Genomic DNA, 25,503 nt, shown 5'->3' on the forward strand with positions numbered 1-25,503 from the left:
GCAAAACGGCGGCATGCAGGCTTACGGCGCTGCGGCGCCGCCCACTTCCGACACGTTCCTGCCGGCGCGAAAGATGGAATAGATCACGGCACCGACGCGCTCATACGGCACTTCCGGCTGCGTGCGCAAGGCAACACTGGCAATGTGCTCCTCGGACAGGACGGCCAGCATCTCGTCCACCGTGTGGACGCGCCGGCCCGCCACGGTGATGTCTTCCTTGCCCAGCATGACCACGGGCGGCGGTGGCGGCACGCTGGCGCAAGCCGCCAGGCACAGCAGCAATGCCGCCGCGCTCCCCGCATGGACGAATCTGCACATGTTTTTCCCCTTTTCCCGCAGCTTACAGGCGCGGGACTGGCACCGCAACAGGCACCGGCTACCGCCGGCACCCCGCGCCGTGCGAAAATGCCCGCCTTCGCCATTGCCGGATTCTGCCCATGCCGCACGCTGCCCTAGCTACCCCTGCTCCCCTTTCCGGGCGCGACGCGCGCCGCATCGCGCGCCATGCGCCGGCCGCCGACGCCGCCCGCTTCCTGCATCCGGCCCAGCAAGCCCTGCTGCACCGGCGCGGCTGGCTGACGATGCTGGCGCCGCGCGGCGCGGGCGGGGCCGAGCTGCCCTTGCCGCAGGTGGTGCGCCTGGAAGAAGCCGTGGCCGCCGTCGACGGCAGCATGGGCTGGGTGCTGACCCTGTGCGCGGGCGCGGGATGGTTTGCGGGCTTCCTGGCGCCCGACATGGCGCGGACCATCATCGGCACGCCCCGCGTCTGCCTGGGCGGCAGCGGCGCGGCCACCGGTGATGCGGAAGAGGAAGGCGACGGCTACCGCATCACGGGCAGCTGGGACTACGCCAGCGGCGCGCCGATGGCGACCCACTTCACGCTGAACGCCCGGCTGCGGCGCGATGGCCAGCCCCTGCTCGATGCGGATGGCAAGCCGCGCATCCGCGCCTTCCTCGTGCCCGCCGCCCTGGTGCAGCTGGTGCCCTCGTGGAACAGCATCGGCATGCGCGCCAGCGCCTCGCACAGCTACCGCATCGACGGTCAATGGGTTGCCAAGGAACACGGTTTCACCATCGCTCCTTCGGCCGCGACGGCCGACGGCCCCCTGTACCGCTACCCGTTCTATTCGCTGGCCTACGTGACCCTGGCCGCCAACGTGGCCGGCATGGCCAGCCATTTCATGCAACTGGCCGAAGAAGGCATGCGCCACCGCCGCCATGCGCGCGCCGGCTTGCCGCTGCTGGACGTGCCGGAAGTGGCCGCCATGCTGCAAGCCAGGAAACAAGCGTTCGCGGCCGCCCGCACCCGCTTCTATGCCGTGCTGGACGACAGCTGGGCGCAGGTGGCGGGCGGCGCGGCGCTCGGCGCGGATGCCATGCAAGCCGTGCAGGACCGTTCGCTGGACCTGGTCGCCGCATGCCGCGCGGCCGTCGGTGATTTGTATCCGTATTGCGGCCTGTACGCGGCCCGCGAAGACAGCGCCATCAACCGCGTGTGGCGCGATTTCCACACAGCCAGCCAGCATGCGCTGCTGCTGCCGTAATCTGCCTGAACGCCCGGCGCGGCATCGTCATTGAGCGCCTTGGCGCGGATAGCTGTCGTCCGCCACCTGTTCCAGCCACGTCACCGCCGTGCCATCTTGCGCCTCGGCAATAGCGACGTGCTGCATGGCGGACGTGGCCGTCGCGCCATGCCAGTGCTTGACGCCGGGCGGTATCCACGCCACGTCGCCCACGGCCAGCGCCTGCAGCGGGCCCTGCCAGTGCTGCACCCAGCCCTGGCCTTGCGTGACGATCAGGGTCTGGCCCAGCGGATGCGTATGCCACGCCGTGCGGGCGCCGGGCGCGAAGGTGACCATGGCGCCGCCCACGCGGGCCGGCGCCAGGCGCTGGAACCTGGCGTCGACTGCAACTTTCCCCGTGAAATAGGCGGCGTCGCCCATGCTGCTGGGCAAAGCGGCGGCGCGCGTGACGGTGACGGCCGCTGGCGCGGCAGCCGCCTCGGCGGACGCGGCCCCGGCGGGCAGGCAAAGCGGCAAGAGTGCCGCGGCGTATCGGTGCATGTGGATATCCTTTCTTGCCGCGCGGGGCGGCGGTCGTTATTTGCGGAAGACTTCTTTCGCCACGGCCAGCGCCGAGACGGCATTCGGCCAGCCCGCATAGAAGGCCAGGTGGGTGATCGCCTCGACCAGCTCGTCCTCCGTCAAGCCGTTCTGGCGCGCCAGCAGCAGGTGCGATTTCAGCTGCTCGGGACGGTGCATGGCCACCAGCGCGCTGACGGTCACCAGGCTGCGGTCGCGTTTGGACAGCTGGGGACGCTCCCAGATGTCGCCGTACAGCACCTTGTCCGTGAGGTCGGCCATCTTCGGCGCGAAGTCTCCCATCAATTGCTGCGCGCGCGAGGGCGGCTTGCTCTGCGCATCCAGCGTTTGCGCTGGCGCAAAGACGGGCAGCGCCAGGCAGGACGCCAGGAAGCCCGCTTTCATGCTGTTCGAAAAAACGCCCATCACGCCCCCAGGTGCTGGCGAAAGAAGGCGTCCAGCCTGGCCAGCGACTGCGCGATGTAAGGCGGCCGGTCGTACAGGTCCACGTGCGAGGCGCCCGGCACGACGAACAGCTCTTTCGGCTGCGCCGCCCTGGCGTACGCATCCTCGCTGAAGTAGGCCGACGGGGCGCGCTCGCCGACGATCATCAGCAACGGGCGCGGCGCGATCGTCTCGATCTGCGCGAACGGGAAGAAATTCATCATCGGTGCCAGGCTCGTCAAGGCGTACAAGCTGGTCGAGTGCGGGTGCTGGCCCCGGGGCGTGGCGTAGTAGTCGAGGAATTCGCGCACGATTTCCGGCGCGTCCGGCCCGGCCGACTCGGGCAGCGCGCGGATGTCGCGCCGTGGCTCGCCGCGCGCCTCGCGCGTGCGCTGCTCGCCGACCTCGTCCAAGGTCTTCATGCGCTGCTCGTAGGTGAGCGTGTCGCCCAGCCCCTGGCGGCGCGCGCGGCCCATGTCGTACATGCTGACGGTGGCGATGGCCTGGATGCGGTGGTCGACCTGCGCCGCGCTGACGGCATAGCCGCCGCCACCGCAAATGCCCAGCACGCCGATGCGCGCCGGGTCCACGGCCGGATGATTGCTGAAGAAATCCACGCAGGCGCTGTAGTCGCCCACGCGCGTGCCCGGCACTTCCGTGTAGCGGGGCAAGCCGCCGCTGTCGCCGTAATGCGAAGCGTCGAACGCCAGGGTCACATAGCCCAGTTCCGCCAGCTTTTGCGCGTGCAAGCCGGCCGTCTGTTCCTTCACGCCGCCGAACGGGTGGCCGATGACGATGGCGGGATATTTTTTGGCCGCATCGAATCCGGCCGGCGTGAACAGGTTGGCCGCAATGACCGTCTGCGCGCTGGTGTTGGGAAACGCGACGCGTTCGATAGCGACGCCGTTGCGCCGGGGATGACCCACGACCATGGGCCGGGTGGGCGCGGACGCCGGCGCTTGCGCCTGGGCCGCGCCTGCCAGGGCCATGCCGGCGCCGCCGGCCACCATGGCCAGCGAGGTGTTCAGGAAGGTGCGCCGCTGCGGCTGGGGGACTTCATCACGCATCTGTATTTTCCTTGTAAACATTGATATGGAACAAGCCGCGTACGAGGCACGCTTGTGGCAGATCAAGCGTACCCGCCCTCGCCCACCGTGAATAGACAGGCAAATCCACTAAAGTCTATAAGTACAGCTTATGAATGGCGCCGCCAGCCAGCCGTGCCTGACAGGAAAGGCAGCCGGGCGCCATGCGGCCTGGATTGCCTGATAAGATGGGGCCATTGCTACTTCCCGCTCCCCTATCCATGCACGTCAACACGCTCAGCAGCCTGGCGCAACTTTTGGCCAGCGCCGAAACGGAAACCCTGGCTTTTCCCACCAGCATCAATACGGCCCTGCTCCTGCAAAAGGAACTGGCCAATCCGGATTGCCACTCGGCCGACATCAGCCGCTTGCTGCTGTGCGAACCGACCTTGTCGGCGCGCGCCGTGGCGCTGGCCAATTCGGCCCTGTTCTCGCCCGGCCAGGCGCCCGCCATCACCAGCGTGCGCGCCGCCGTCGAGCGGCTGGGCCACCGCAACCTGTATGCGCTGGCGACGGCGGCCGTCATCCGCCAGCTGAACGCGGGCATCCGCGACGAAGCCTTGCGCGCCCGCGCCACCCAGCTGTGGGCGCACACCGTGCACGTGGCGGCGCTGGCGCACGGGCTGGCCGCCACCGTCACGCAGACGGATGCCGATACGGCGCTGTTCGCCGGCATCGTGCATGAAGTGGCCGGCTTTTATTTGCTGGCCCAGGCCGACAAGACTCCGGGCCTGTACGCCCAGCTGGAAACGCAGATGGCGTCCACGCTGGAAGTGATCGGCCGCGCGCTGATGCGCCAGCTGGGCGTGCCGCTGCCGGTGGCCGATGCCGTCAACGCCTTGCCCGGCTCCACCATCATGCTGCCGCCCGAGGGCTTGCGCGACACCCTGCTGCTGGCCAAGGCGCTCTCTCCCGTCCCTTCGCCGCTGCCGCAGGCCGGCGTCACCGTCAGCGAGGCGCTGCAAGCCTATCTGGAACACGATCCCGTGCTGCAGGCGCTGCGCACGCAGCCGTCGGCCGAAGCGAAGGGCCTGATCGAGGTACTGCTCAGCTGATGGCCGATCTGCTATGATGGCGCGAGCCGGGATGGACCCGGTCCGCTTTCATTGATGCTCACTGGAAAACTGCCTTGACTACCTCCTTACGCATGCTCGGCCTGGCCGCAGCTCTGACCATGGCGTGCAACGCCAACGCCGACAGCTTCGTTTCCTCGGCCTCCAGCGCCGGTTCCCAGTCGAGCGGCAGCATTTCCGATTCGCTCAACGGTTCGAGCAACAGCTCTTCGCGCGACAACAAGGTGGCCAATGGTCCCTACCGCATCATCGACGTGGCCGCCGTGCCGGGCCGGGCCGGCATGACGCGTTTGACCATGCAGGCCGACGCCACGGCCACGCCGCTGGTGCTGGACTTGCCGCAGGCGGCGCTCGACAAGCAGCAGCTGGCGCAGGGCGACGTGGTGCATGCGCAAAACCGCGCCTACGGCATCGAATTCTCGCGCAACGACACGCGCGCCGCCTTCTTCCTCGTGCTGGCCGACGACTGGTACGGCGAAATGGCCACGCGTCCCGTCAGCCTTTGATCTTGCGCAAACTGGCGCCGCTGCTGGCCGGCTGCGCCGCGCTCGTCCTGGCTGGCGCCGCCCAGGCGGGCACCTCAATGTCCTCCTCGCGCTTTTGCGACCGCGCCCAGGAACTCACGGCCACGGAACAGGACCGGCTCTTGCGCTTTGCCGCCGTCGTGCGCGAGGAACTGGCCGCCAGCGAAGGCAGCGTGGCCCTGATCAGCCGCTCCGGCCTGGACCTGGCCCGCTTCGGCATCCGCTATTCGCACGCCGCGCTGGCCTGGCGCCACGACAATGACAGCGGCTGGTCCGCGCGCCAGTTGTACTACGCCTGCGACGAAGGCCGCCCGCGCATCTTCGACCAGGGCACGGCCGGTTTCGCCATGGGCACGGAAAACCCGGCGCTCGGCTACATCTCGCTCGTGAAATTGCCGGCCGAAACCGTGCCGCCCCTGCGCCGCGCCCTGCTCGACCCCGTGCGCGTGCAGCAGTTGCTGGCGGGCCGCTACAGCGCCAACGCGTATGCTTTCAATTTGACATACCAGAATTGCAATCAGTGGGTGGTGGAAATGCTGGCCGCCGCCTGGGGCGAACTGGCGGCAGGCGGCGACTTGCGCGCCCGCGCCCAGGACTGGCTGCGCGCCGCACCATATGCGCCCGCCCCCGTCGACGTGGGTGCACGCTGGCTGATGCTCGGCTCCATCTTCGTGCCCCTCGTGCACATGGATGACCACCCGCCTGAGGCAATTCGCTCGATGCAGCTGGCGGTGAGCCTGCCGGCCAGCCTGGAAGCGTTCGCGCGCCAGCGCCTGCCCGCCAGCGAACGCGTGGAAATCTGCCACGACGGCAAGCAGGTGGTGGTGCACCGGGGCTGGGAACCGATCGCCGACGGCTGCGTGCCCGGCGCAAACGACCGGGTCATCGCCCTCGACGATACCTAGCGCAGCATTCCCCAGGCAGACTAAGCGGCCAGGGCCGCTTCGACGTGATCCAGCAGGCGCGCTGATTCGAGCCCCTGCCCCATCCGGCGGGCCACCTCGCCGCACGCCAGCCTGACTTCGGGCGCGGCCAGCAGGCGCGCCAGCTGCCGCTGCATGCGCCCGGCAGACAAGCGCTTGGCCAGCAAGACTTCCCCCACACCGAGCCGTTTGGCGCGCCAGCCATTGTCGAACTGGTCGTACGCGAACGGCACGATCAGTTGCGGGATGCCCGCGCGGAAGGCGTCCGCGCTGGTGCCGATGCCGCCGTGGTGCACCACGGCTGCCACGCGCGGCAACAGCGCCGCGAACGGCGCGTGCGCCTGCCACAGCACGCCAGCCGGCAAGTGCTGCGGCACTTGCGCCGCATGGGGCGTGAGGAACAGGCCGCGCCGCCCCAGCCGCCGCAAGACGTCCAGCGCGATGCTGAAATAGCGTTGCGCATGCTGGTGGCCGGTACCGGGCGTAAACACGATGGGCGGCTCGCCCTCGCCCAGAAAACGTTCGAGTTCCGGCGGCAGCGCTGCGGCGCCAGGCATGGCGGCGGCGGTGAAATCGGCCTGCGCGAAGTGCGGCGGCCAATCCGCCTGCGGCGCGGCGAACCAGGCGGGAAACAGTCCCAGCGAGGCGTCCGGCGCGGACAGCATGTGTCCAAAAAAATGCGCTTCCAGCGGCAAGCCGTGCTGCGCGCGCGCGCCGTTCAGTCCAGGCAGCAGCACCGGGTCGATCATGGCGCGGTGGATCATGCGCCACAGGGCCTGGCGCCAGGCCAGCGGCACCCACGCGGGAATGCGCAGCGAACCGGCCGTCAGGAAATCATGGCTGCTGCACAGGTTCGATGGCGCGAGATACGCCGCGACGATGCGCAAGTCCGGGCGCACGGAACGCGCCAGGGCCGCCATCGGCACGAGGATGGGATGGCACAGCACCACGCAAGCCTCATCGGCCGGCAAGCCTTGCACGATGTCGCGCACGGCGCCCAGGTGCGGCACGAGGCCATTCCACACCACGCCCCAGCCCTTGCGTTCATCCCACAGGCCGGGGTTGCCCAGCATGGCCTGCCCCTCTTCCGCGCTGCCGAAGGTGCGATACGGCAACTTTGACGCCTGCGCGGCCGCTTCCTGCCAGCCCGGCACCAGCAGCAGCACGCGCCGGCCCCGTTGCTGCAAGCCCTGCGCCAGCGCGATAAACGGCTGCATGTCGCCGCCGGTGCCGCTGCTGGCGATGATGACGAGCGGGGATGGGTCAGCCATGCGGCCATCCTTGCCTGACGGCAATCTTCAGCGGGAAATCAAGCAAGAACGAGGGGTGCATGGGCATCTTTCCTAGTTGAAATACCCAACGATAGTAAGCGATTAACGTTAGCATTTCAATCAATTATTGAGCGCGGCACGGCGCCATGCCTGCCGCCGCTACACCGGCAGTTGCAATACCATGTCCCATCGATCGATGCCCGGCCCGAAGCCGTCCGGCGTCACGTTGACCGTCACGAAACCGTAGCCCGCATAAAAGCCTTGCGTGTGCTGGCTGGTATTCATGCGCACGCTGGCAATGCCCGGCACGGCGCGGATGGCGTCCAGGCGCGCCTGCGTCAGCGCCCGGCCCAGTCCCTGGCCATGCGCATCCTGCGCCACCATGCCCCAGCACAGGCTGGCGACGCTGCCGCCCGCCTCGATGGCATGGCCGCCGCAGGCGACGATGCGGCCATCGCGCAGAATGACCAGGTAGGGATGCGTCGAGGTATCGAGCCAGGCGGCAAAGTCCGCGCGCTCGGACGGGTCGAAAAAGCGCGGCGTATTGCCGTCGAACAGGGCCAGGCAGGCGTCGCGGTCGCCGGCCTGGTAAGGGCGTACAGTCTGCATTGCTATCCTTTTCAGAAACAGGAAGGGAGATTACACGGGCGCGCACTCACAGCAGCTGCTCCGACGTCACCACGTGCACGCCCGGCGCGGCGGCCAGCGCCGCTTCCAGCAAGGCGCTGGCGATGCGCGGCGCGGGATTGATGCGCCAGCGGCGCGGCAGCACGGGACCGAGCACGCGCAGGATGCGCAAGGCGGCGCCCTCGCCCGCCCGCGCCACGGCGCGCTCGCCGCCGATCAGGCCCGGGCGCACGTACGTGAGCGAACGAAAACCCAGCGCTTGCAGGTCGCGTTCCAGCTCGCCCTTGACGCGGTTATAGAAGATGCGCGAAGCGGCGTTGGCGCCGGCCGCGGAATTGAGCACGTACGTGCCCGTGCCGGCCGCCAGCGCCAGCCGCGCCACGGCCAGCGGATAGTCGTGGTCCACGCGGGAAAACACTTGCCGCGTGCCGGCCACCTTCATCGTCGTGCCCAGGGTGCAGATGACGGCGTCCGCCTGCCACCAGGATGCGTCCAGCGGCAATTGATCGAAATCAATGACAGGCGCGGCCAGCTTGGGATGGGGCGGCAAGGGCTTGCGCACGGGCGCTACGATGGCCGTGATCCGCGCATCCATCAGCGCCAGGCGCAGCACTTCGCTGCCGACGAGACCGGTAGCGCCTACGAGCAGTAATTTCATTGCATCCCAGTATAAAGTTGCTCACAGCCACCACCATACACGGAACTCAGGACAGGCGCAGCGCCAGCGCGGCCAGGGTCACCAGCAGCACGGGCACGGTCAGCACGATGCCGACGCGGAAATAGTATCCCCAGGAAATGTGGATGTTCTTGCTGTCGAGCACGTGCAACCACAGCAAGGTGGCCAGGCTGCCGATCGGCGTGATCTTCGGCCCCAGGTCGCTGCCGATGACGTTTGCGTAGATCATCGCTTCGCGCACGGCCCCCTGCGCCGTCGTCGGGTCGATGGCCAGGGCGCCGACGAGCACCGTCGGCAAGTTGTTCATCACGGACGACAATAACGCCGTCAGCACGCCCGTGCCCATGGCCGCGCCCCACACGCCGTACTGCGCAAAGTGGTTCAGCATGCCCGTCAGATAAGCCGTCAAGCCTGCATTGCGCAAGCCGTACACGACCAGGTACATGCCCAGCGAAAAGACGACGATGTGCCATGGCGCATGGCGCAGCACGTAGCGCGTGGAAATCACCTGGCCCTTGCCTGCCACGCCCAGCAGCAGCGCGGCGCCCACGGCGGCGATCAGGCTGATGGGTACGCCAAGGCTTTCCTGCGAGAAAAAGCCCACCAGCAGCAGCGCCAGCACCAGCCAGCCGGCGCGGAAGGTGGCCAGGTCGCGGATGGCGGCGTCCGGACGTTTCAGCTGCGCCACTGCATAATCACGGGGAATATCCTGGCGGAAAAAGAGCAGCAAGGCCGCCAGGGTGGCCAGCACGGCGACGACGTTGACGGGCACCATCACGGACGCATACTCGGCAAAGCCGATCTTGAAGAAATCGGCCGAGACGATATTCACCAGGTTCGACACCACCAGCGGCAGGCTGGCCGTGTCGGCGATGAAGCCGGCCGCCATCACGTAGGCCAGGGTGGCCTTGGCGGAAAACTTCAGCGCCCGCAGCATGGCGATGACGATGGGCGTGAGGATCAGCGCGGCGCCATCGTTGGCGAACACGGCGGAAACGAGGGCGCCCAGCAAGACCAGCAGCACGAACAGTTTTCTGCCGCTGCCGCCGCCCCAGCGCGCCACGTGCAAGGCGGCCCATTCGAAGAAGCCGGCCGCGTCCAGCAGCAGGCTGATGATGATCACGGCGATGAACGTGCCGGTGGCGTTCCACACGATGTGCCAGACGACGGGGATGTCGCCCCAGTGGATGACGCCCGCCAGCAAGGCGACGCAGGCGCCGATGACGGCGCTCCAGCCGATGCCCAGGTCGCGCGGCTGCCAGATGACGAGGATGAGGGTGGCGAGGAAGATCAGGAAAGCGGTCAGCATGGGTGGGGCATCCGAAAATAGACAATGAATTCAATACTTCAATAATACTGGAAATATCAAATAGATGTGAGCATAAATTCTCATGCCAGTCTGATAACTGATTATACTAGCCCATCGCTCGGCCCCGCCCCCCCCTCTGCCCCACCAGGAAAGCATGCATATGGCGCAATACCAGACTCCCGGCGTGTATATCGTGGAAAAAACCGCCTTCCCCAATTCAGTCATCGAGGTCGCGACGGCCGTGCCAGCCTTTGTCGGCTACACGGCCGGCGCCAGCCATCAAGGAAAATCGCTGCACAACAAGCCTTGGCGCATCACCTCGATGGAGGAATTTGAAGCCTGTTTCGGCGGCGCGCCCGTGCCGGAATTCACGCTTGAGGCGGAAGCGGCCCCAGGCGCTGCAACGCCCTTCGCGCTGCACCAGGCCGGCGGAAGATTCCTGCTGTATCACAGCATGCGGCTTTTTTTCCGCAACGGCGGCGGCGCCTGCCATATCGTTTCCATCGGCAACTACCATGATGCGCCCGACGTCGGCGCACTGCGGGCCGGCATCGATGCCCTGCGGCAGGCGCCGGAAGTCACGCTGCTGGCCGTGCCCGACGCCATGCTGCTGGCGCAGGACGACTGCCATGCGCTGCAACGGCACATGCTCGAGCATTGCGGCCAGGAAATGCGCAACCGCTTCGCCATCCTCGACATCCATGCCGGCGCGGCCCCATTGACGGATGGGCCCGTGGCCGCTTTCCGGAACGGCATCGGCAGCGCCGCGCTGGCGTATGGCGCCGCCTATTATCCGTGGCTGGAAACCACGGTGGTTTCGCTGGACGAGCTCAACTTCACCTGCCTTCGCGCCAGCCAGTGGGACGCGCTGAAAAACCTGCTGCCGCAGGCGCTGGACGCCGGCCGGCAGCGGCAAGTGTCCGCCCTGTTCGAGCAGATGGCCAGCGTAGCTGCGTCAGCGGACGGTCAGGCCAGCCGCATCGCTGCCATCCATCAGTCGCTGCTCGCCCTCTGCCCCGTGTACGGGCAACTGCTGCTGGCCATGCAAAGCCAGCTCAATCTGCTGCCGCCCGGCGCCGCCATGGCGGGCATATATACGATGGTCGACAACGCGCGCGGCGTGTGGAAAGCACCGGCCAATGTGAGCCTCGACGCCGTCAGCGCACCGGCCGTGCACATCTCGCACGATGAGCAGGAAGACCTCAACGTGAGCGGCAGCGGCACGTCGGTCAACGCCATCCGCAGCTTTGTTGGCGAGGGCACACTGGTGTGGGGCGCCCGCACCCTCGATGGCAACAGCCTCGACTGGCGCTACATTAATGTCCGCCGCACCGTGATCATGCTGGCGGAATCGCTGCGCCTTGCCTACCTGGCCTATGTGTTCGAGCCAAACGTGTCCGGCACCTGGGTCACCGTCCGGGGAATGACGAACAACTTCCTGACCGGCGTCTGGAAGCGCGGCGGCCTGGCGGGCGCCTCGCCGGAGGATAGCTTCAGCGTGTCCGTCGGCCTGGGCGAAACCATGACGCCGGAAGACATCCTGGAAGGCATCCTGCGGGTCACCATCCTGGTCGCCGTCAGCCGCCCGGCCGAATTCATCGAGCTCACATTCCAGCAGCAGATGCAGAAATCGTGACACGCCGGGCGGCGCCAGCCCGCCTTACTTGAGCGCGATGGCGATATCGGTCAGCCCCACCGCCCCGTTGCCGATGGCGGATGCCGCCGGCGTGGCCGCGCCGCCGCTCAGCACGGCCGCGCCTGTTGCCAGGTCGATGCGGTACAGGGAGCTCGGTCCCGCGGCCGACGTGCGCAGGGCCGCCAGGGCCAGGCCGTTCGCCCCGCCCGCGATATCGAAGCCCGCATCGCCCGCCGCCGCCACGCCCAGCAAGCCCACATTCACCAGGGTGCCGTCGTTGGGCGGATTTTGCAGGGCGAGCGCGGCGCTGGCCGTGTCGATATCGAACAGCATGGTGGCCGTCGTGCCGGCAAAGCTGTTGGTGTAGGCCGCCGCCGTGACGACAGGCGCCGCGCCCGTGCGGTTGACGGCGCCGTCGGTCGTGGTAGCGCCCGTGTCGACGTTGATGCGCAGGCTTTGTCCCGTATTGCCGATCACGCGCAGGCGGTCGGCGACGGGGTTGAAATCGACACCGAAGGCCGTGCCGGCGATGGCCGTGTACGGCGCGGTGACATCCGCCGCATCGGCGGCGAGCGTCGCCTTGACGGTGGCCGCGCCCGTGGCCGGGTCGATGGTGACGATACGCCCCGCCGACGAGATTCCGTACAGCAAGCCATCCTTGGGACGGATGTCAAAGCCCAGCAAACGCTCGCCCGCCGCCAGGCCCGTGACAGCCACGTTGGCGTCCAGCGTGTTCGGCGTGGCCGTCTTGAAGGTGACGATGCGGGCGTCGTCCGTCAAGCCGTAGGCGATGGGCGCGCCCGGCCCTTTCAAGGCGATGCCGCGCAAGTCCTCGGTTACGCCGATGGCCGCCACCAGGGTCGCCGGGGCGGTGGTCGCGGCCAGGTTCACGGTGTACAGGTTGCGCACGCCGGCCACCGTCATGACGGCGTAGCCCGTGTTCGTGCGCGCATCGATATCGAAGCCGGCCACGCCGGTGGCCGCCACGCCCAGCGGCACGGCGCCGGCCAGGGTGCCGTTGTTGGGCGGATTTTGCGTGTACAGGGTGGCGTTGGCCGCATCGATGACGAACAGCGTGGTGCTGGCCGTGCCGGCGAAGCTGTTGGTGTAGGCCGCCGCCGTGATGGCCGTGTTGCCCGCGCCGCCGTTGATATTGCCATCCGTCGTCGTGGCGCCCGTGTCGACATTGATGCGCAGGCTTTGTCCCGTGTCGCTGACGATGCGCAGACGGTCGGCGACCGGGTTGAAATCGACGCCGAATTGCGTGCCGGCCAGCGCCGCATAGGGCGCCGTCGTGTCGGCCGCGTCGGCCGCCAGGCTGGACTTCAGCGTGGCGGCGCCCGTCGCGCCGTTCAGGGTGTAGATGCGCCCCGTGCTGCCGACACCGTACAGCTGGCCATCGGCGGGACGGAAATCGATGCCCAGCAGGTTCTCGCCCGCCTGCAGGCCCGTCACGGCGAGCGTGGTGCGAATGGTGGCGGGCGTGGCGCGGTCGAACGACAGCAGTTTGTTGCTGGCGGTGAGCACGAAGACATCGCCAGCCACCACCACGGATGGCGTGACGGGGTCATGGTGGCTGCTGCTACCGCCGCAGGCGGTGAGCGACATGGCGACGGCGGAAGCGAGCAGCAGCTTGGCGAATGGCAAGGTTGGCAAGGTCGGAAGGATCGGCATGGTCGTGGCCCCTGTAAGAGTGAGTGGAAGTGCCGCCCATGCCGCGGTCGCAGCGAGCGCACCCCTGTACTACTCGCCAGGCGCCCGTTTGGATGCAGCGGCGCAAAAAAAGTTATTCTTCGCGCCTTTATGATTGTCTTTAAGCAACTTAACCGGTGTATAGTCACGGGCACGATGGCAACGGGGAACAAGACAGGTGGCACGCATATTTCAAGCGCAGAGCATGGGAGAGGCCGACGTGCGCGTGGCCCTGGTGGAACGCGGCAGTGCCGACCTGCTGGTGCACCGCGTGGCCAGCTGGGGCCTGGCGCACGGCGACGCCCTGTGGTACATCACCCGCGACCGGCAAAGCGCCACGGCCAGCGTATTTTTCGTCTCGCAGGGCATGGCGCAGCTGAAAATCTGTTTTGTCGACAGCCACGGCGAGGCAGGCTGGCAAGCGCCCCGGCCGCGCAATCTCCACCTGTAGCAGGGTGGCATCCGTGTTCACTCACTGGAAGGGAGCATCGCCATGGATTTGATCTTACTGGAACCCGGCGACGGGGAACTCGTGTTCGGCAAGGCGCCGGACGGTGAAAGCAAGAGCGGCGGTATCGACGCCATCTGGCGCGACGCTGCCACGCTGCGGGGCATCGGCCGGTGCTTCGAGCTGGTGTCATTACATCAAGGCATGAAGCAGCAAGTGACGACCGACATCAGCAACTCTGCGCGCACGTCCGGCCGGCCCGTCATCACCGAATTTACCTGCGTCAAGTATGTCGATGCGACCTCGGTCAGGCTGTACGATCTGTGCCTGCGGGCGAAGCCGCTGGGCAGCGGCCCGGACCAGCCGACCAGGCTGTACATCACCCGCCAGACGGGCGACAAGACGGCCAACCTCATCACCATCGCCCTGCACGACGCCCTGATCAGCGAAATCCAGCTGCAAACCCATCCCGACGACATGCCCACCGAGCAGTTCAAGCTGAACTTTACGGAAATCCTCTGGACGTACAGCGTGCAGCAGGCCGACGGCCAGCCCGGCGACCAGCAGACGACGGGCTGGAGCCTGGCGCGCAACCGCCCGATCGGGGCATTTACAGGATAAGCACATGAACGACGCTGTACACGCTACTGACATCGTTTGCATCCGCAACGCCGGCCTGGCGCTGCTCCACCCGTTCCTGCCCACAATGTTCCAGCGGCTGGACTTGCTCGCCACTGGCGGCGATGGCAGGCCGCAGCTGCGCGGCGAACACGGCGCACGCGCCGTTCACTTGCTGCAATACCTGGTCGATGGCAGGAGCGACGCGCCGGAGCAGCAATTGCTGCTGAACAAGCTGCTGTGCGGCCTGGAACCGGACTTCCCTGCTCCCCCCGTCGACCTCGGCGAAGAAGAACGGGTCCTGTGCGAACAAGTGCTGGCCGCCGTGATGCGCCATTGGCCAGCGGTGGGACAAACCTCGCCCGAGGGATTGCGCCAGGTCTTTCTGCAGCGCGAAGGCCGACTGCAAAAAGGCGACGGGAAATGCACGCTGGCTGTCGCGCGCAATCCCTTCGATGTACTGCTGAGCCGCTTGCCGTGGAACCTGGCTGCCATCCGGCACCCGTGGATGCCGCAACCGCTGTTGATCGACTGGCCCGGCGCGTAGCCTGGCAAGCCCACGCCCGGCTGGCCGCCATCCCGCAAAGCGGGCTACTCTTCCAGCCCGCCCCCCAGCGCCTTGTACAGGGCCACGGCCGACTTGAACTGGTCGCGCCGCGCGTCGAGCAAGGCTTGCTGCGCCGCATACGACTGGCGCTGCGCGTCGAGCAATTCCAGCCGGCTGTCCTGGCCCGCGTCGTAGCGCAGCTGCGACAGGCGCTGGCGCTGCTGCGCCGCCGTCACCACGCGTTCCTGCGCGGCGATCTGCTGCGCATACGTGGCGCTGCCCGCCAGGCCGTCGCGCACGTCGCGAAACGCCGCCTGGATCGCTTGCTCGTATTGCAGCACGGCCACATCCTTGCGCAGGCGCGACAGCTGCAATTCCGCGCGCAACTGGCCGCCCTGGAACAGCGGCTGCGTCACTTGCGGCGCGAACGACCAGCTGCGCGCGCTGCCGCGGAACAGGTCGCCCAGTTCCGGGCTGGCCAGTCCCAGCTGCGCCGTCAGCGACAGGCGCGGGAAGAAGGCGGCGCGCGCGGCGCCGATTTCCGCATTCGCCGCCACCAGCGCGTATTCCGCCTGCAGGACGTCGGGACGGCGCGCCAGCAAGTCCGACGGCAGGCCGGGCGGCAGCTGCGTCAGCACGGGCTGGCCATCGAGCGGCCGGCCCGCCGGCAAGTCGACGGGCAACGGCGCGCCCAGCAGCAATTCCAGGTTGTTGCGCGCCAAGGCAGTGGCCCGCTCGCGGGCCTGCACGTCCGCTTCCGCCGTGGCCGCCTGCCCTTCCGCTTGCGCTACATCAAGACCGCTGCCCTGCTGCGCGCCGTGCAGGCGCTGCGTCAGGACCAGCGCCTGGCGCCAATCGAGCAGGGTTTGCCGGGCCAGCGCCAGCTGTTCCTCGGCCAGCCGCTGTTCCAGGTAGGCGTCGGCCACGGCGCCGATCAGGGCCATGTGGGCGGCCCGCTGGCCCTGCTGCGTGGCCAGGTAGCGCGCAAAGGCGGCCTCCGACAGGGAGCGCAGGCGGCCGAACAGGTCGATTTCGAACGCGCTCATGGCGATGCCGGCCGTGAACTGGTTTTGCACCGTGGGATTTTGTCCCGTGGCATCGGCAGCGCGCTGGCGCGTGCCGCCGCCGTTGAGACCAATCGCCGGATAGCGGCCCGCATCCTGGATCTGGTACTGGGCCCGCACGGCTTCCACGTTGAGGGACGCCACGCGCAGGTCGCGGTTGTTTTCCAGCGCGATGTCGACCAGGCGCTGCAGGCGCGCGTCGAGCAGCATCTGGCGCCAGCCCAGGTTGGCCGCCGTGTCGGCCGTCCCTGGCGCGGCGGCCTCGGCATACGCGGCGGGAATCGGCGGCGCCGGCTTGACCAGCAGCGGCGTCAATGAACAGGCCGACAAGGCCAGCGCGGCCAGCGGCGTGATAAAAATCAAACGCATTACAACTCTCCTTCCACCGCCTTGACGGCGATGCGATTACTGCGTTTGTTGAAGTACGTGTCCATCTTGTCGACGGCGCCCAGCACCACGACAAAGAACACGGGCACGAAAAACACGGCCAGCACGGTGGCGGTGATCATGCCGCCGAACACGCCCGTGCCGATCGCATGCTGCGTCTCGGCGCTGGCGCCCGTGGCCAGCATCAGCGGCACCACGCCCAGCGCGAACGCCAGCGACGTCATCAGGATCGGGCGCAAGCGCAACCTGGCCGCTTCCACCGTCGCCTCGACCAATCCCTTGCCCTGCGCCTGCAACTGGCGCGCATATTCGACGATCAGGATGGCGTTCTTCGCGGAAAGACCAATAATCGTGATCATGCCCACCTTGAAGAACACGTCGTTCGGCATGCCGCGCAACATCACGGCCAGCACGGCGCCCAGCAAGCCCAGCGGCACCACCAGCATGACGGAGACGGGAATGCTCCAGCTTTCATACAGGGCCGCCAGCACGAGGAACACCACCAGCATCGACAGCGCCATCAGCATGGGCGCTTGCGAGGCCGATTCCTTCTCTTGCAGCGATTGGCCCGTCCACGCCAGCGCGAAACCGGGCGGCAATTGCTTCACGAGGCGCTCCATTTCCAGCATGGCGTCGCCGCTGGACACGCCGGGCGCCGCGCTGCCCGAAATGCGCGCCGCCGGATAACCCTGGTAGCGCACCAGCTGCAGCGGCGATTCGCTCCACACGGGGCGCACCAGCTCGCCCAGGGCCACCATGCCGCCCGCGTTATTGCGAATGCGCAAGGCCAGCACGTCGTTCAGCTGCATGCGCGACGGCGCATCGGCCTGGATGATCACTTGCTGCATGCGGCCCGCATTCGGGAAATCGTTGACGTAGGTCGACCCCATGGCCGCCGTCAGCATGTCGGCGATGGCCGTAAACGACACGCCCAGCGCTTCCGCCTTGGTGCGGTCGATATCGAGGCGCACGCTGGCGCCGGGCGGCAAGCCGTCCGGATACACGCCCGCCACCTTGGCGCTTTGCGCCGCCAGGCCCAGCAGCTGGTTCTGCGCCGCCTGCAGGGCAGCGATGCCCTGGTTGGCGCGGTCTTGCAGGCGCAGGGAAAAACCGGACGAGTTGCCCAGTTCATCGATGGCGGGCGGCATCAGGCTCATGATCACGCCCTCCTTCGCCTGCGACATGGCGGCCTGCGCCAGCGCCACTTCTTCCTGCGCCGTGGCGCCGTTGCGCTGTTTCCAGTCCTTCAGCATGGTGAACGCCAGGCCCGCATTCGGCCCCGCGCCGGAAAAGCTGAAGCCGAGGATCGATTGATTTACCTCAATACCGGGCCGCGTGGCCACGTGCTGTTCGTACAGCTTGACGACATCGAGCGTGCGCTCCATGGTGGCGTCGGACGGCAGCTGGATCGAGGTGATGAAATAGCCCTGGTCTTCTTCCGGCAAAAAGGCCGACGGCAGCTGCATGAAGGCCACGCCCAGCGCCGCGACGATGGCGCCGTACAGCACCATCGAGCGTCCCGCGCGTTTGAGCATCGCCACCACGCCCTTTTCATAGCGCGCCGTCATGCGCTCAAACTGGCGGTCGAACCACAGGAAGAATCCCTTCTTGTCATGGTCGTGCGGGCCGATGGGTTTCAACATCGTGGCGCACAGGGCCGGCGTCAGGGTGAGCGCCAAAAACGCCGAAAACAGGATCGACACGGCCATGGCCAGCGTGAACTGGCGGTAGATGGCGCCCACGGAGCCGCTGGCCAGCGCCATCGGGATGAACACGGCCGTCAGCACCAGGGTAATGCCCACTACCGCACCCGTGATTTCGCGCATGGCTTTGGATGTCGCTTCCTTCGGCGACAGGCCTTCCGTCGCCATCAGGCGCTCCACCGCTTCCACCACGACGATGGCGTCATCGACGATGATGCCGATGGCCAGCACCATGCCGAACATGGTCAGCACGTTGACGGAATAGCCGGCCAGCAGCATCACCGTAAACGTCCCCATCAGGGCGATCGGCGCGACGATGGCGGGAATCAAGGTGTAGCGTATCTTTTGCAGGAACAGGTACATGACGAGGAACACCAGCACCATCGCCTCCAACAGCGTGACGATGACCTTCTCGATCGAGATCTTCACGAACGGCGCCGTATCGAACGGCACCGAATACTTGATCCCGGCCGGCATGGTGTGCGCCAGTTCGACCATGCGCGCACGCACGGCGGCCGCCGTCTGCACGGCGTTGGCGCCGGGCGACAGCATGATGGCGGCGCCCGACGCGGCTTGGCCGTTTTCGCGGATGCTGAAATTGAAGCTTTGCGCGCCCAGCGACACTTTCGCCACGTCGCCGATGGTCACTTTCGAGCCGTCGGGATTCGCGCGCAGCACGATGGCGGCAAATTCGGCCGGCGTTTGCAGCTGGCCCTGCACCGTCAGCGGGATGGTCACGCGCTGGCCGTGCACGGCGGGCGAGTCGCCCAGGCGGCCCGGGGCGATCTGCGCATTTTGTTGCGCGATGGCGGCCGTCAGCTCGCCCATGGCGATGTTGTACGACACCAGCTTGGCCGGATCGACCCAGATGCGCATGGCGCGCTCGGAACCGAACAGCTGCACCTTGCCCACGCCGGGAATGCGGCGCAGTTCTTCCGTCACGTTGCGCGCCAGGTAGTCGCCCAGCGCCACTTCGTCGTGCTGGCCATTGTCCGAGATCAAACTGACGATCATCAAAAAGCCGGACGACGCCGATTCCACCGTCAAGCCATTTTGTCGCACGGCTTGCGGCAGGCGCGGTTCGATGGCTTTCAGGCGGTTTTGCACGTCCACCTGGGCCATTTCCGGATTCGTGCCCGGCTGGAAGGTGACGGTGATCGAGGCCGAGCCCGACGTATCGGTGGACGACTCGAAATACAGCAGGTGCTTGACGCCCGACAGTTCGCGTTCGATCAAGCCCACCACGGAATCGTTCATGGTTTGCGGCGTGGCGCCGGGATAATTGGCGCTGATGCTGACGCTGGGCGGCGCCACCGAGGGGAAGCGCGCAATCGGCAATTGCGGTATGGCGATCAGTCCGAACAGGACGATGAAGACCGCCACCACCCACGCGAAGACGGGGCGGTTGATGAAAAATTGAGGCATGTCATTAGACTTTCATTGTATTCAAAGTGTGCATCAACGCGCCCTGGCGGCAGCCGCCGTTGCCACGACGGCTGGCTTCCACGGTTGCGGCGCGGCTGTGGCGCCCGGCTGCAGGCGTTCCTGGCCTTCGATGACGACGGTTTCGCCAGCCTTCAAGCCGCCGTTGACGACGTACTGGTGCTCGATCACGTCGCCCACGCTGATGGGTTTAAGACTTGCTTTGTTCGTGCCATCGAGCACCCAGGCCTGCGCCTGGCCGCCGCTGCTGTGCAGAACGGCTTGCTGGGGCAACAGCACGCCATTCGCCTGCACGGCGCGGGCGATGCGGGCGCGCACGAACATGCCCGGCAGCAACTGGCGCTGCGGATTGTCGACCAGCACGCGGATGACGGCGTCGCCCGTGCCCGCATCGACGCTGATGCCCGAGAACAGGATGCGCCCCGTGACGGGATGCGGCTGGCCATCGGCGCCCAGGATGGTCACGGGCAGCTTGTCCGCGCCGCCCGTTCCCGACGCTTGCAATGCCGCCAGCGCGGCGGCCGGCTGGCGCACGTCCACATACACCTTGTCGATCTGCTGGATGCGCGCCATCGGCGTGGCATCGGCCAGGCCCACCAGCGCGCCTTCCGTCACCAGTTCCGAGCCGATGCGCCCGGCAATGGGCGCCTCGATGCTGGCGAAGGCCAGGTCCAGGCGGCGGCGCGCCAGGGCGGCACGCGCCTGGGCCACGGTGGCCACGGCTTGCTCGCGCTGGGCCACGGCGTCGTCATACGCCTGGCGGCTGATGGCGTCCGCCTCCACCAGCGGCTTCAACCTGTCGGCCTGGCTGCTGGCGCGGTTCGCCGTGGCCACCGCATGCTGCAGGGCGGCGGCGGCCGAATCGACATCCGCCTGGAACGGCGCAGGGTTGAGCTGGAACAACTTCTGTCCCGCCTTCACTTCGGCGCCCTGCTCGAACTGGCGGCGCAGCACGATGCCGCCCACTTGCGGGCGGATGTCGGCCGTGCGGAAGGCGGCCACCCTGCCCGGCAATTCATCGCTGAGGACGACGGGCGCCGCTTGCAGCTTGAGTACCGTCACGGCGGCGGGCGGCGCCGCGCCTTCTTCCGGCGCGGGTTTGGAACAGGCGGCAAGGCTGAGCAGTGCCGCGGCGATCAACATGTTTTTCTTGGTGAGGTGGCTCGGATGCATGGTCTTTCTCTATGGCAGATCCCAACCGGCGGTCCGGTCGACAGATAACAAGAGCATAGAAGGCCAACATGGATGTTCCGTCAAAGAAATGTGGAGATTCGATGGAGAGCGCGAAGAATGCTAGACTATTTGCATGAACTATCATCACAGCGCCAGCCAGCCCTCGTTTCTTGCCACCACGCCCCCTTCCGCCCTCGTCCTGATCGCCGAAGATGAACCGCAAATCGCCCGCATCCTCGCCGGTTACCTGGAGCGCGACGGCTACCGCACGGCCTTCGCGCACGACGGCCAGGAAGCGCTGCAGCAGCACCTGGCGCTGGCGCCGGACCTGCTGCTGCTCGACGTGCAAATGCCCAGGGTCGATGGCTGGGGCGTGCTGGCGGAAGTGCGGCGGCGCGGCGAGACGCCCGTCATCATGCTGACGGCGCGCGACCAGGATGCGGACAAACTGGCCGCCCTGCGCGTGGGCGCCGACGACTACATCATCAAGCCCTTCAATCCGGCCGAAGTGGTGGCGCGCGTGGCGGCCGTGCTGCGCCGCTCGCGCGTGCGCCACCACCCGGTGGGCGGCCAGCGCCTGCGCTGCGGTCCCATCGACATCGACCAGGAAACGTATGTGGCCAGCGTGCTGCGCGACGGCGCGCCCGTGCCCCTGAGCCTGACGTTGACGGAATTCCGCCTGCTGGCCCACCTGGCGCGCACGCCGCGCCGCGTCTGCAGCCGCCTGGAATTGCTGGAATCATGCATGCCCGAGAGCAATTCGCTGGAACGCACGGTGGATAGCCACGTCAGCAAGCTGCGCAAGAAGCTGGAAGAAGCTGGGGTGATGAACATGCCGGCCAGCCTGCGCGGCGTGGGCTACCGCCTGGAAAGCGACCTCTGATGCGCTTCACGGGCTTGAACCGGCAGATCGTGCTGTCGATGTCCGTGCTGATGGTCAGCGGCATCCTGATCATCTGGATCGGTTCCTGGACCTTCTTCGCCATCGCCTTCAAGATCGATCCCGGCATGCTGTCCGAGCCGGACGACTGGTCGCCGACGACGGCCGAATGGCTGTGGATCTTCGCCATCACCATCTTCGGCCTGGGCCTGGCGGCGTTTTTCGCCATCAAGCTCGCTTCGCGCATTCTCAAGCCGATCAATTCCGTGATGGACAGCGTGCGCCGCGTGGCGCATGGCGACCTGTCCGCGCGCGCCTTCGCGGGCGACCGCAGCCTGGGCGAGACGGCCATGCTGGTCGATGACTTCAACAGCATGGCCGAGCGCCTGCAGCGGGCGGCCAAAGAAAGCGAGACGTGGAATGCGGCCATCGCGCACGAATTGCGCACGCCCGTGACGATCCTGCGCGGCACCTTGCAAGGCGTCGTCGACGGCGTCTTCAAGCCCGAGGAAGTGCCGTTTTCCAGCCTGCTGGCGCAAGTCGAGGACCTGGGCCGCCTGATCGAAGACTTGCGCACCCTGAGCCTGGCCGACAGCGGCCACATGCAGCTGCGCATGGCGTGGACGGACCTGACCCTGGAAATCGGGGAAGTGCGCCGCCTGCTGGCGCAGGAGATGGAAGCGGCCGGTTTTACGCTGCAACTGCACCTGTCCGACCATCCCGTCTGCTGCGACGCGGCGCGCATCCGGCAAATCGTGCTGGCCCTGCTCGACAACGCGCGCCGCTACGCGCATCCGGGCTTGCTGCGCGTGCGCACCCGCGTGCAGGCCGGCCAGTACTACCTGAGCGTCGAAGATGCGGGTCCCGGCATTGCCGAGGAGCTGGCACCGCACGTGTTCGAAGCGTTCCGCCGCGGCGACAGCGCCAGGGTCGACCTGAACGCGGGCAGCGGCCTGGGCCTGGCCGTGGTGGAAGCCATCGCGCGCGCCCACGGCGGCAGCGCCGTCTGCACGCGTGGCAAGGCGGGCGGCAGCCTGTTTACCATCAAGTGGCCGGTCGAACACGGCGCCCCGCCGCCCGCCGGCTGACTACGCGGGCGGCGCGCGCAGCATGTCGACGAAGGCGCGCAGCACGGGCGGCATCTGGCGCCGGCTCGGGTAGTACAGGTAGTAACGGGGCGGCGGCGGCAGGCAGCGCTCCAGCACGCACGCCAGGCGCCCCGCCGCGAGATCGGCGCGCGCATCGGCCTCGTACACATACGCCAGTCCCGCGCCATCGCGGGCCGCGCGCAGCATCAATTCATCGTCGTCGAACACCAGCGGGCCGCCGACGGCGATGCTGACGGCTTCCCCTTCCAGCTCGAACTCCCACGCATACTGGCGCCCGCTGGGAAAACGCCGGCCGATGCAGTCATGGTCCAGCAAGTCGCGCGGCGTGCCTGGCGCCCCATGCACCGCCAAGTAGGCGGGCGACGCCACCACGACGAACGGTTGCGGCGCGCCCACGGGCACGGCGATCATGTCGGCCGCCACCTGCTCGCCAAAGCGGATGCCCGCGTCAAAACCGTCGCGCACGATATCGATCATGCCGTCATCCGTCACCACTTCCACCTGCACGCGCGGATAGCGGGCGACGAAGCTGGCCAGCATGGGCGCGAGCAGCAGCCGGGCGGCCGGACGGGGCACGTTCAGGCGCAGCTTGCCTGCGGGCACATCCTGCAAGGCGCTCAGGTCCAGCAAGGCATCGTCGATTTCGCGCATGGCTGGCGCCAGCCGCTCCAGCAGCAGCTGCCCCGCCTCGGTCGGCGTGACGCTGCGCGTGGTGCGGTTCAGCAGGCGCACGCCCAGGCGCTCTTCCAGCGTCCGCAGCGCATGGCTGAGGGCGGAAGCGGAGACGCCCCGTTCGAGGGCCGCCTTGCGAAAGCTGCGCAGGCGGGCGACGGCGACAAAGGCCGTCAATTCATTCAGGTCAGCCATTATTCGGGGAAACAATTCATGAGCGATATTCAGTAATACATGCAATATTAGGCATCTTATCGCATGCTGTTGCTTCATCCATACTCCTTGCATCTTTTTTTGAAGAGGAGTGAGAAATGGAACACAGAACACTGGGCAAGTCCGGCTTGCGCGTCGCCCCCATCGGCCTGGGCTGCATGGGCATGAGCTTTGCCTACGGCGGCGCCGACGAAGCCGCCTCGCTGCGCGTGCTGCACCGCGCCGTGGAACTGGGCGTGACCCTGATCGATACGGCGGAAGTCTACGGCCCCTACGCCAACGAGGACTTGGTAGGCCGCGCCCTGAAGCAATTGCGCGGCAAGGTCAGCATCGCCACCAAGTTCGGTTTCAAGATATTGCCTGAAGGAAAAGGCTTGGCACGCATGGCGGGCGTCGACAGCCGCCCCGAGCATATTCGCCAGGCGGTAGAGGCGTCGCTGTCCCGGCTGGGCATCGAGTGCATCGACTTGCTGTACCAGCACCGCGTGGACCCCGCCGTGCCCATCGAAGACGTCGTCGGCGCCATGGCCGGCCTGGTGCGCGCGGGCAAGGTGCGCCACCTGGGGCTGTCGGAAGTGTCGGCCGCCACCCTGCGCCGCGCCCACGCCGTGCACCCGATTGCGGCCGTGCAGTCCGAGTATTCGCTGTGGAGCCGCGACGTGGAAGCGGAGGTGCTGCCCGCCTGCCGCGCCCTCGGCATCGGCTTCGTGCCCTACAGCCCGCTGGGCCGGGGCTTCCTGACGGGCCAGCTCACGTCCAGCGCGATGCTGGCGCCCGACGATTATCGCCACAGCCTGCCCCGCTTCCAGCCGCAGGCGATGGCGGCCAACGCGCACCTGGTGGCAGAACTGCAGCGCCTGGCGGCGGCGCGCGGCGTCACGGCGGCCCAGCTGGCCCTGGCCTGGCTGCTGGCGCAAGGCAGCGACCTCGTGCCGATACCCGGTGCCCGCAGCCTGGCGCACCTGGAAGAAAACGTGGCCGCCGCGCGTATCACCCTGGGCGACAGCGAGCTGGCCGCCATCGGCGCCGCCATCGCACCCGCCAGCGTGCAAGGCGCGCGCTACCCGGATGTGGAACTTGCCATGCTTGGCCTGTAGACAACCGTGCTGGAGTCCGCTAAGTTGAGCACGCCAAGCAATTCTTTGCCCCTCAGCACTTGAAATGCCTGAATCCGCTATCATTTCCAATCTGAACTATTCATTATGAAAGGGATTTACATGTCCGCACTGCTCGAAACACTGCAATGGCGCTACGCCACCAAGAAAATGGACCCGACGAAAACGGTGCCGCAAGACAAGGTCGAGCGCATCCTGGAAGCCGTGCGCCTGACGGCCAGCTCCAGCGGACTGCATCCTTACGAAGTCTTCGTCGTGACGAATCCGGCCCTGCGCGAGCAGATCAAGCCGCATGCGTGGAACCAGGGCCAAGTGACGGATTCCTCGCACCTGCTGGTGTTTGCCGCCTGGGACAATTACACGGTGGAACGCATCAACGCGCGTTTCGACCTGGTCAACGAGGTGCGCGGCTTCAAGAATGAAGGCTGGGAAGCCTACCGCCAGCAAATCCTGGCCACGTATCCACAGCGCGACGCGGAAACCAACTACCAGCACGCGGCACGCCAGGCCTACATCGGCGTGGGCACGGCCCTGATCGCCGCGGCGCAGGAACAAGTCGATTCGACGCCGATGGAAGGTTTTGATCCGGCCAAGGTCGACGAGATCCTGAACTTGCGCGAAAAAGGCTTGCGTTCCGTCGTCATGCTGCCGCTGGGCTACCGCGCCGACGAAGGCGACTGGCTGGTGGACTTGAAAAAAGTGCGCCCTGCGCGCGAGCAATTCATCACCGAGCTGGTGTAAGCGCTACGCCAGTGACTGAAAAGCGGATGCCCTGACCGGCATCCGCTTT

General features: G+C 67.1%; 25 protein-coding genes. 12 read left to right on the forward strand and 13 right to left on the reverse strand.

Annotated elements, in window-relative coordinates:
* Positions 1-21: 21 nt before the first annotated feature.
* Positions 22-318, reverse strand: a complete 297-nt coding sequence (locus O3298_RS14370; protein WP_305059766.1) for a hypothetical protein — start codon at positions 316-318, stop codon at positions 22-24.
* A gap of 119 nt (positions 319-437) precedes the next feature.
* Here O3298_RS14370 and O3298_RS14375 point away from each other — a divergent pair, with 119 nt between their 5' ends.
* Positions 438-1,544: an acyl-CoA dehydrogenase gene (locus O3298_RS14375; RefSeq protein ID WP_305059767.1), complete on the forward strand. Its 1,107-nt coding sequence runs from the start codon at positions 438-440 to the stop codon at positions 1,542-1,544.
* 27 nt (positions 1,545-1,571) lie between these two features.
* Here O3298_RS14375 and O3298_RS14380 read toward each other — a convergent pair whose 3' ends face one another.
* Genes O3298_RS14380 through O3298_RS14390 form a run of 3 tightly spaced genes read right to left on the reverse strand, consistent with a single transcriptional unit; the run spans position 1,572 to position 3,592 of the window.
* The gene (locus O3298_RS14380) at positions 1,572-2,063 is read right to left on the reverse strand and encodes a cupin domain-containing protein (RefSeq protein ID WP_305059769.1); all 492 of its coding nucleotides are present in this window, start codon (positions 2,061-2,063) and stop codon (positions 1,572-1,574) included.
* Positions 2,064-2,099: 36 nt separating this feature from the next.
* On the reverse strand, positions 2,100-2,507 hold the full coding sequence (locus tag O3298_RS14385) for a carboxymuconolactone decarboxylase family protein (protein ID WP_305059770.1): 408 nt from the start codon (positions 2,505-2,507) through the stop codon (positions 2,100-2,102).
* Positions 2,507-3,592: an alpha/beta hydrolase gene (locus tag O3298_RS14390; RefSeq protein ID WP_305059771.1), complete on the reverse strand. Its 1,086-nt coding sequence runs from the start codon at positions 3,590-3,592 to the stop codon at positions 2,507-2,509. The genes O3298_RS14385 and O3298_RS14390 overlap by 1 nt, the downstream gene beginning before the upstream one ends.
* Positions 3,593-3,798: 206 nt before the next feature.
* Between O3298_RS14390 and O3298_RS14395 the strand changes: the two genes are divergently transcribed.
* The 3 genes from O3298_RS14395 (at position 3,799) to O3298_RS14405 (ending at position 6,112) form a co-directional block, all read left to right on the forward strand.
* Positions 3,799-4,665, forward strand: a complete 867-nt coding sequence (locus O3298_RS14395) for an HDOD domain-containing protein (RefSeq protein WP_305059772.1) — start codon at positions 3,799-3,801, stop codon at positions 4,663-4,665.
* Between the two features lie 92 nt (positions 4,666-4,757).
* A complete protein-coding gene (locus O3298_RS14400) occupies positions 4,758-5,189 on the forward strand; it encodes a hypothetical protein (protein ID WP_099664287.1) in 432 nt (143 codons plus the stop codon).
* Positions 5,186-6,112 carry a DUF2145 domain-containing protein gene (locus tag O3298_RS14405; protein WP_305059773.1) on the forward strand — a complete coding sequence of 309 codons (927 nt, stop codon included), beginning with the start codon at positions 5,186-5,188 and terminating at the stop codon, positions 6,110-6,112. The genes O3298_RS14400 and O3298_RS14405 overlap by 4 nt, the downstream gene beginning before the upstream one ends.
* 20 nt (positions 6,113-6,132) lie before the next feature.
* Here O3298_RS14405 and O3298_RS14410 read toward each other — a convergent pair whose 3' ends face one another.
* The 4 genes from O3298_RS14410 to O3298_RS14425 all read right to left on the reverse strand — a co-directional run bounded on the left by O3298_RS14410 (position 6,133) and on the right by O3298_RS14425 (position 10,013).
* Positions 6,133-7,401, reverse strand: a complete 1,269-nt coding sequence (locus O3298_RS14410) for a nucleotide disphospho-sugar-binding domain-containing protein (RefSeq protein WP_305059774.1) — start codon at positions 7,399-7,401, stop codon at positions 6,133-6,135.
* 159 nt (positions 7,402-7,560) lie between these two features.
* The gene (locus O3298_RS14415; RefSeq protein ID WP_305059775.1) at positions 7,561-8,010 is read right to left on the reverse strand and encodes a GNAT family N-acetyltransferase; all 450 of its coding nucleotides are present in this window, start codon (positions 8,008-8,010) and stop codon (positions 7,561-7,563) included.
* A gap of 46 nt (positions 8,011-8,056) precedes the next feature.
* Positions 8,057-8,686, reverse strand: coding sequence for an NAD-dependent dehydratase (locus O3298_RS14420; protein WP_305059776.1), 630 nt, complete (start codon positions 8,684-8,686; stop codon positions 8,057-8,059).
* 46 nt (positions 8,687-8,732) lie between these two features.
* The gene (locus tag O3298_RS14425; RefSeq protein ID WP_305059777.1) at positions 8,733-10,013 is read right to left on the reverse strand and encodes an arsenic transporter; all 1,281 of its coding nucleotides are present in this window, start codon (positions 10,011-10,013) and stop codon (positions 8,733-8,735) included.
* A gap of 154 nt (positions 10,014-10,167) precedes the next feature.
* Here O3298_RS14425 and O3298_RS14430 point away from each other — a divergent pair, with 154 nt between their 5' ends.
* Positions 10,168-11,649, forward strand: a complete 1,482-nt coding sequence (locus O3298_RS14430) for a phage tail sheath C-terminal domain-containing protein (protein WP_305059778.1) — start codon at positions 10,168-10,170, stop codon at positions 11,647-11,649.
* Positions 11,650-11,673: 24 nt separating this feature from the next.
* On the opposite strand, the gene O3298_RS14435 is transcribed toward O3298_RS14430, so the two are convergent.
* Entirely contained in the window at positions 11,674-13,323 is a 1,650-nt protein-coding gene (locus O3298_RS14435; protein WP_305059779.1) for a DUF4394 domain-containing protein, read from the reverse strand.
* 196 nt (positions 13,324-13,519) lie between these two features.
* On the opposite strand from O3298_RS14435, the gene O3298_RS14440 reads away from it, so the two are divergent.
* Genes O3298_RS14440 through O3298_RS14450 form a run of 3 tightly spaced genes read left to right on the forward strand, consistent with a single transcriptional unit; the run spans position 13,520 to position 14,954 of the window.
* Positions 13,520-13,792, forward strand: a complete 273-nt coding sequence (locus O3298_RS14440) for a DUF6150 family protein (protein ID WP_289905304.1) — start codon at positions 13,520-13,522, stop codon at positions 13,790-13,792.
* 42 nt (positions 13,793-13,834) lie between these two features.
* Positions 13,835-14,410: a type VI secretion system tube protein Hcp gene (locus O3298_RS14445; protein WP_305059780.1), complete on the forward strand. Its 576-nt coding sequence runs from the start codon at positions 13,835-13,837 to the stop codon at positions 14,408-14,410.
* A 4-nt stretch (positions 14,411-14,414) separates the two neighbouring features.
* Positions 14,415-14,954: a contractile injection system tape measure protein gene (locus O3298_RS14450; RefSeq protein WP_305059781.1), complete on the forward strand. Its 540-nt coding sequence runs from the start codon at positions 14,415-14,417 to the stop codon at positions 14,952-14,954.
* 44 nt (positions 14,955-14,998) lie between these two features.
* Here the strand turns inward: O3298_RS14450 and O3298_RS14455 are convergent, their stop codons facing one another.
* From O3298_RS14455 to O3298_RS14465, 3 genes are read right to left on the reverse strand one after another with little or no spacing between them, the layout of a single operon-like run.
* A complete protein-coding gene (locus tag O3298_RS14455) occupies positions 14,999-16,387 on the reverse strand; it encodes an efflux transporter outer membrane subunit (RefSeq protein WP_305059782.1) in 1,389 nt (462 codons plus the stop codon).
* The gene (locus tag O3298_RS14460) at positions 16,387-19,533 is read right to left on the reverse strand and encodes an efflux RND transporter permease subunit (RefSeq protein ID WP_305059783.1); all 3,147 of its coding nucleotides are present in this window, start codon (positions 19,531-19,533) and stop codon (positions 16,387-16,389) included. The genes O3298_RS14455 and O3298_RS14460 overlap by 1 nt, the downstream gene beginning before the upstream one ends.
* A 33-nt stretch (positions 19,534-19,566) precedes the next feature.
* Complete coding sequence (locus O3298_RS14465) at positions 19,567-20,724, reverse strand: efflux RND transporter periplasmic adaptor subunit (protein WP_305059784.1); 1,158 nt, start codon at positions 20,722-20,724, stop codon at positions 19,567-19,569.
* 133 nt (positions 20,725-20,857) lie between these two features.
* On the opposite strand from O3298_RS14465, the gene O3298_RS14470 reads away from it, so the two are divergent.
* Entirely contained in the window at positions 20,858-21,607 is a 750-nt protein-coding gene (locus O3298_RS14470; RefSeq protein ID WP_289909535.1) for a response regulator, read from the forward strand.
* The gene (locus tag O3298_RS14475; protein WP_305059785.1) at positions 21,607-22,692 is read left to right on the forward strand and encodes an ATP-binding protein; all 1,086 of its coding nucleotides are present in this window, start codon (positions 21,607-21,609) and stop codon (positions 22,690-22,692) included. Before O3298_RS14470 ends, O3298_RS14475 begins: the two co-directional genes overlap by 1 nt.
* Here the strand turns inward: O3298_RS14475 and O3298_RS14480 are convergent, their stop codons facing one another.
* On the reverse strand, positions 22,693-23,580 hold the full coding sequence (locus O3298_RS14480) for a LysR family transcriptional regulator (protein ID WP_305059786.1): 888 nt from the start codon (positions 23,578-23,580) through the stop codon (positions 22,693-22,695).
* 116 nt (positions 23,581-23,696) lie between these two features.
* Here O3298_RS14480 and O3298_RS14485 point away from each other — a divergent pair, with 116 nt between their 5' ends.
* Positions 23,697-24,695 carry an aldo/keto reductase gene (locus tag O3298_RS14485; protein WP_305059787.1) on the forward strand — a complete coding sequence of 333 codons (999 nt, stop codon included), beginning with the start codon at positions 23,697-23,699 and terminating at the stop codon, positions 24,693-24,695.
* A gap of 120 nt (positions 24,696-24,815) precedes the next feature.
* Positions 24,816-25,454 carry an NAD(P)H-dependent oxidoreductase gene (locus tag O3298_RS14490; RefSeq protein WP_251349096.1) on the forward strand — a complete coding sequence of 213 codons (639 nt, stop codon included), beginning with the start codon at positions 24,816-24,818 and terminating at the stop codon, positions 25,452-25,454.
* Positions 25,455-25,503: the final 49 nt, after the last annotated feature.

Source organism: Janthinobacterium sp. SUN137 (assembly GCF_030587265.1).
Taxonomy (GTDB): domain Bacteria; phylum Pseudomonadota; class Gammaproteobacteria; order Burkholderiales; family Burkholderiaceae_D; genus Janthinobacterium; species Janthinobacterium kumbetense.

Coding starts and splice junctions, on each gene's coding strand:
- O3298_RS14455 (WP_305059782.1), bottom strand. CDS start 16,387: ATGCGTTTGATTTTTATCACGCCGCTGGCCGCGCTGGCCTTGTCGGCC.
- O3298_RS14480 (WP_305059786.1), bottom strand. CDS start 23,580: ATGGCTGACCTGAATGAATTGACGGCCTTTGTCGCCGTCGCCCGCCTG.
- O3298_RS14395 (WP_305059772.1), top strand. CDS start 3,799: ATGGGGCCATTGCTACTTCCCGCTCCCCTATCCATGCACGTCAACACG.
- O3298_RS14385 (WP_305059770.1), bottom strand. CDS start 2,507: ATGGGCGTTTTTTCGAACAGCATGAAAGCGGGCTTCCTGGCGTCCTGC.
- O3298_RS14450 (WP_305059781.1), top strand. CDS start 14,415: ATGAACGACGCTGTACACGCTACTGACATCGTTTGCATCCGCAACGCC.
- O3298_RS14380 (WP_305059769.1), bottom strand. CDS start 2,063: ATGCACCGATACGCCGCGGCACTCTTGCCGCTTTGCCTGCCCGCCGGG.
- O3298_RS14460 (WP_305059783.1), bottom strand. CDS start 19,533: ATGCCTCAATTTTTCATCAACCGCCCCGTCTTCGCGTGGGTGGTGGCG.
- O3298_RS14415 (WP_305059775.1), bottom strand. CDS start 8,010: ATGCAGACTGTACGCCCTTACCAGGCCGGCGACCGCGACGCCTGCCTG.
- O3298_RS14445 (WP_305059780.1), top strand. CDS start 13,835: ATGGATTTGATCTTACTGGAACCCGGCGACGGGGAACTCGTGTTCGGC.
- O3298_RS14465 (WP_305059784.1), bottom strand. CDS start 20,724: ATGCATCCGAGCCACCTCACCAAGAAAAACATGTTGATCGCCGCGGCA.
- O3298_RS14420 (WP_305059776.1), bottom strand. CDS start 8,686: ATGAAATTACTGCTCGTAGGCGCTACCGGTCTCGTCGGCAGCGAAGTG.
- O3298_RS14435 (WP_305059779.1), bottom strand. CDS start 13,323: ATGCCGATCCTTCCGACCTTGCCAACCTTGCCATTCGCCAAGCTGCTG.
- O3298_RS14470 (WP_289909535.1), top strand. CDS start 20,858: ATGAACTATCATCACAGCGCCAGCCAGCCCTCGTTTCTTGCCACCACG.
- O3298_RS14390 (WP_305059771.1), bottom strand. CDS start 3,592: ATGCGTGATGAAGTCCCCCAGCCGCAGCGGCGCACCTTCCTGAACACC.
- O3298_RS14430 (WP_305059778.1), top strand. CDS start 10,168: ATGCATATGGCGCAATACCAGACTCCCGGCGTGTATATCGTGGAAAAA.
- O3298_RS14370 (WP_305059766.1), bottom strand. CDS start 318: ATGTGCAGATTCGTCCATGCGGGGAGCGCGGCGGCATTGCTGCTGTGC.
- O3298_RS14485 (WP_305059787.1), top strand. CDS start 23,697: ATGGAACACAGAACACTGGGCAAGTCCGGCTTGCGCGTCGCCCCCATC.
- O3298_RS14490 (WP_251349096.1), top strand. CDS start 24,816: ATGTCCGCACTGCTCGAAACACTGCAATGGCGCTACGCCACCAAGAAA.
- O3298_RS14375 (WP_305059767.1), top strand. CDS start 438: ATGCCGCACGCTGCCCTAGCTACCCCTGCTCCCCTTTCCGGGCGCGAC.
- O3298_RS14475 (WP_305059785.1), top strand. CDS start 21,607: ATGCGCTTCACGGGCTTGAACCGGCAGATCGTGCTGTCGATGTCCGTG.
- O3298_RS14410 (WP_305059774.1), bottom strand. CDS start 7,401: ATGGCTGACCCATCCCCGCTCGTCATCATCGCCAGCAGCGGCACCGGC.
- O3298_RS14400 (WP_099664287.1), top strand. CDS start 4,758: ATGCTCGGCCTGGCCGCAGCTCTGACCATGGCGTGCAACGCCAACGCC.
- O3298_RS14425 (WP_305059777.1), bottom strand. CDS start 10,013: ATGCTGACCGCTTTCCTGATCTTCCTCGCCACCCTCATCCTCGTCATC.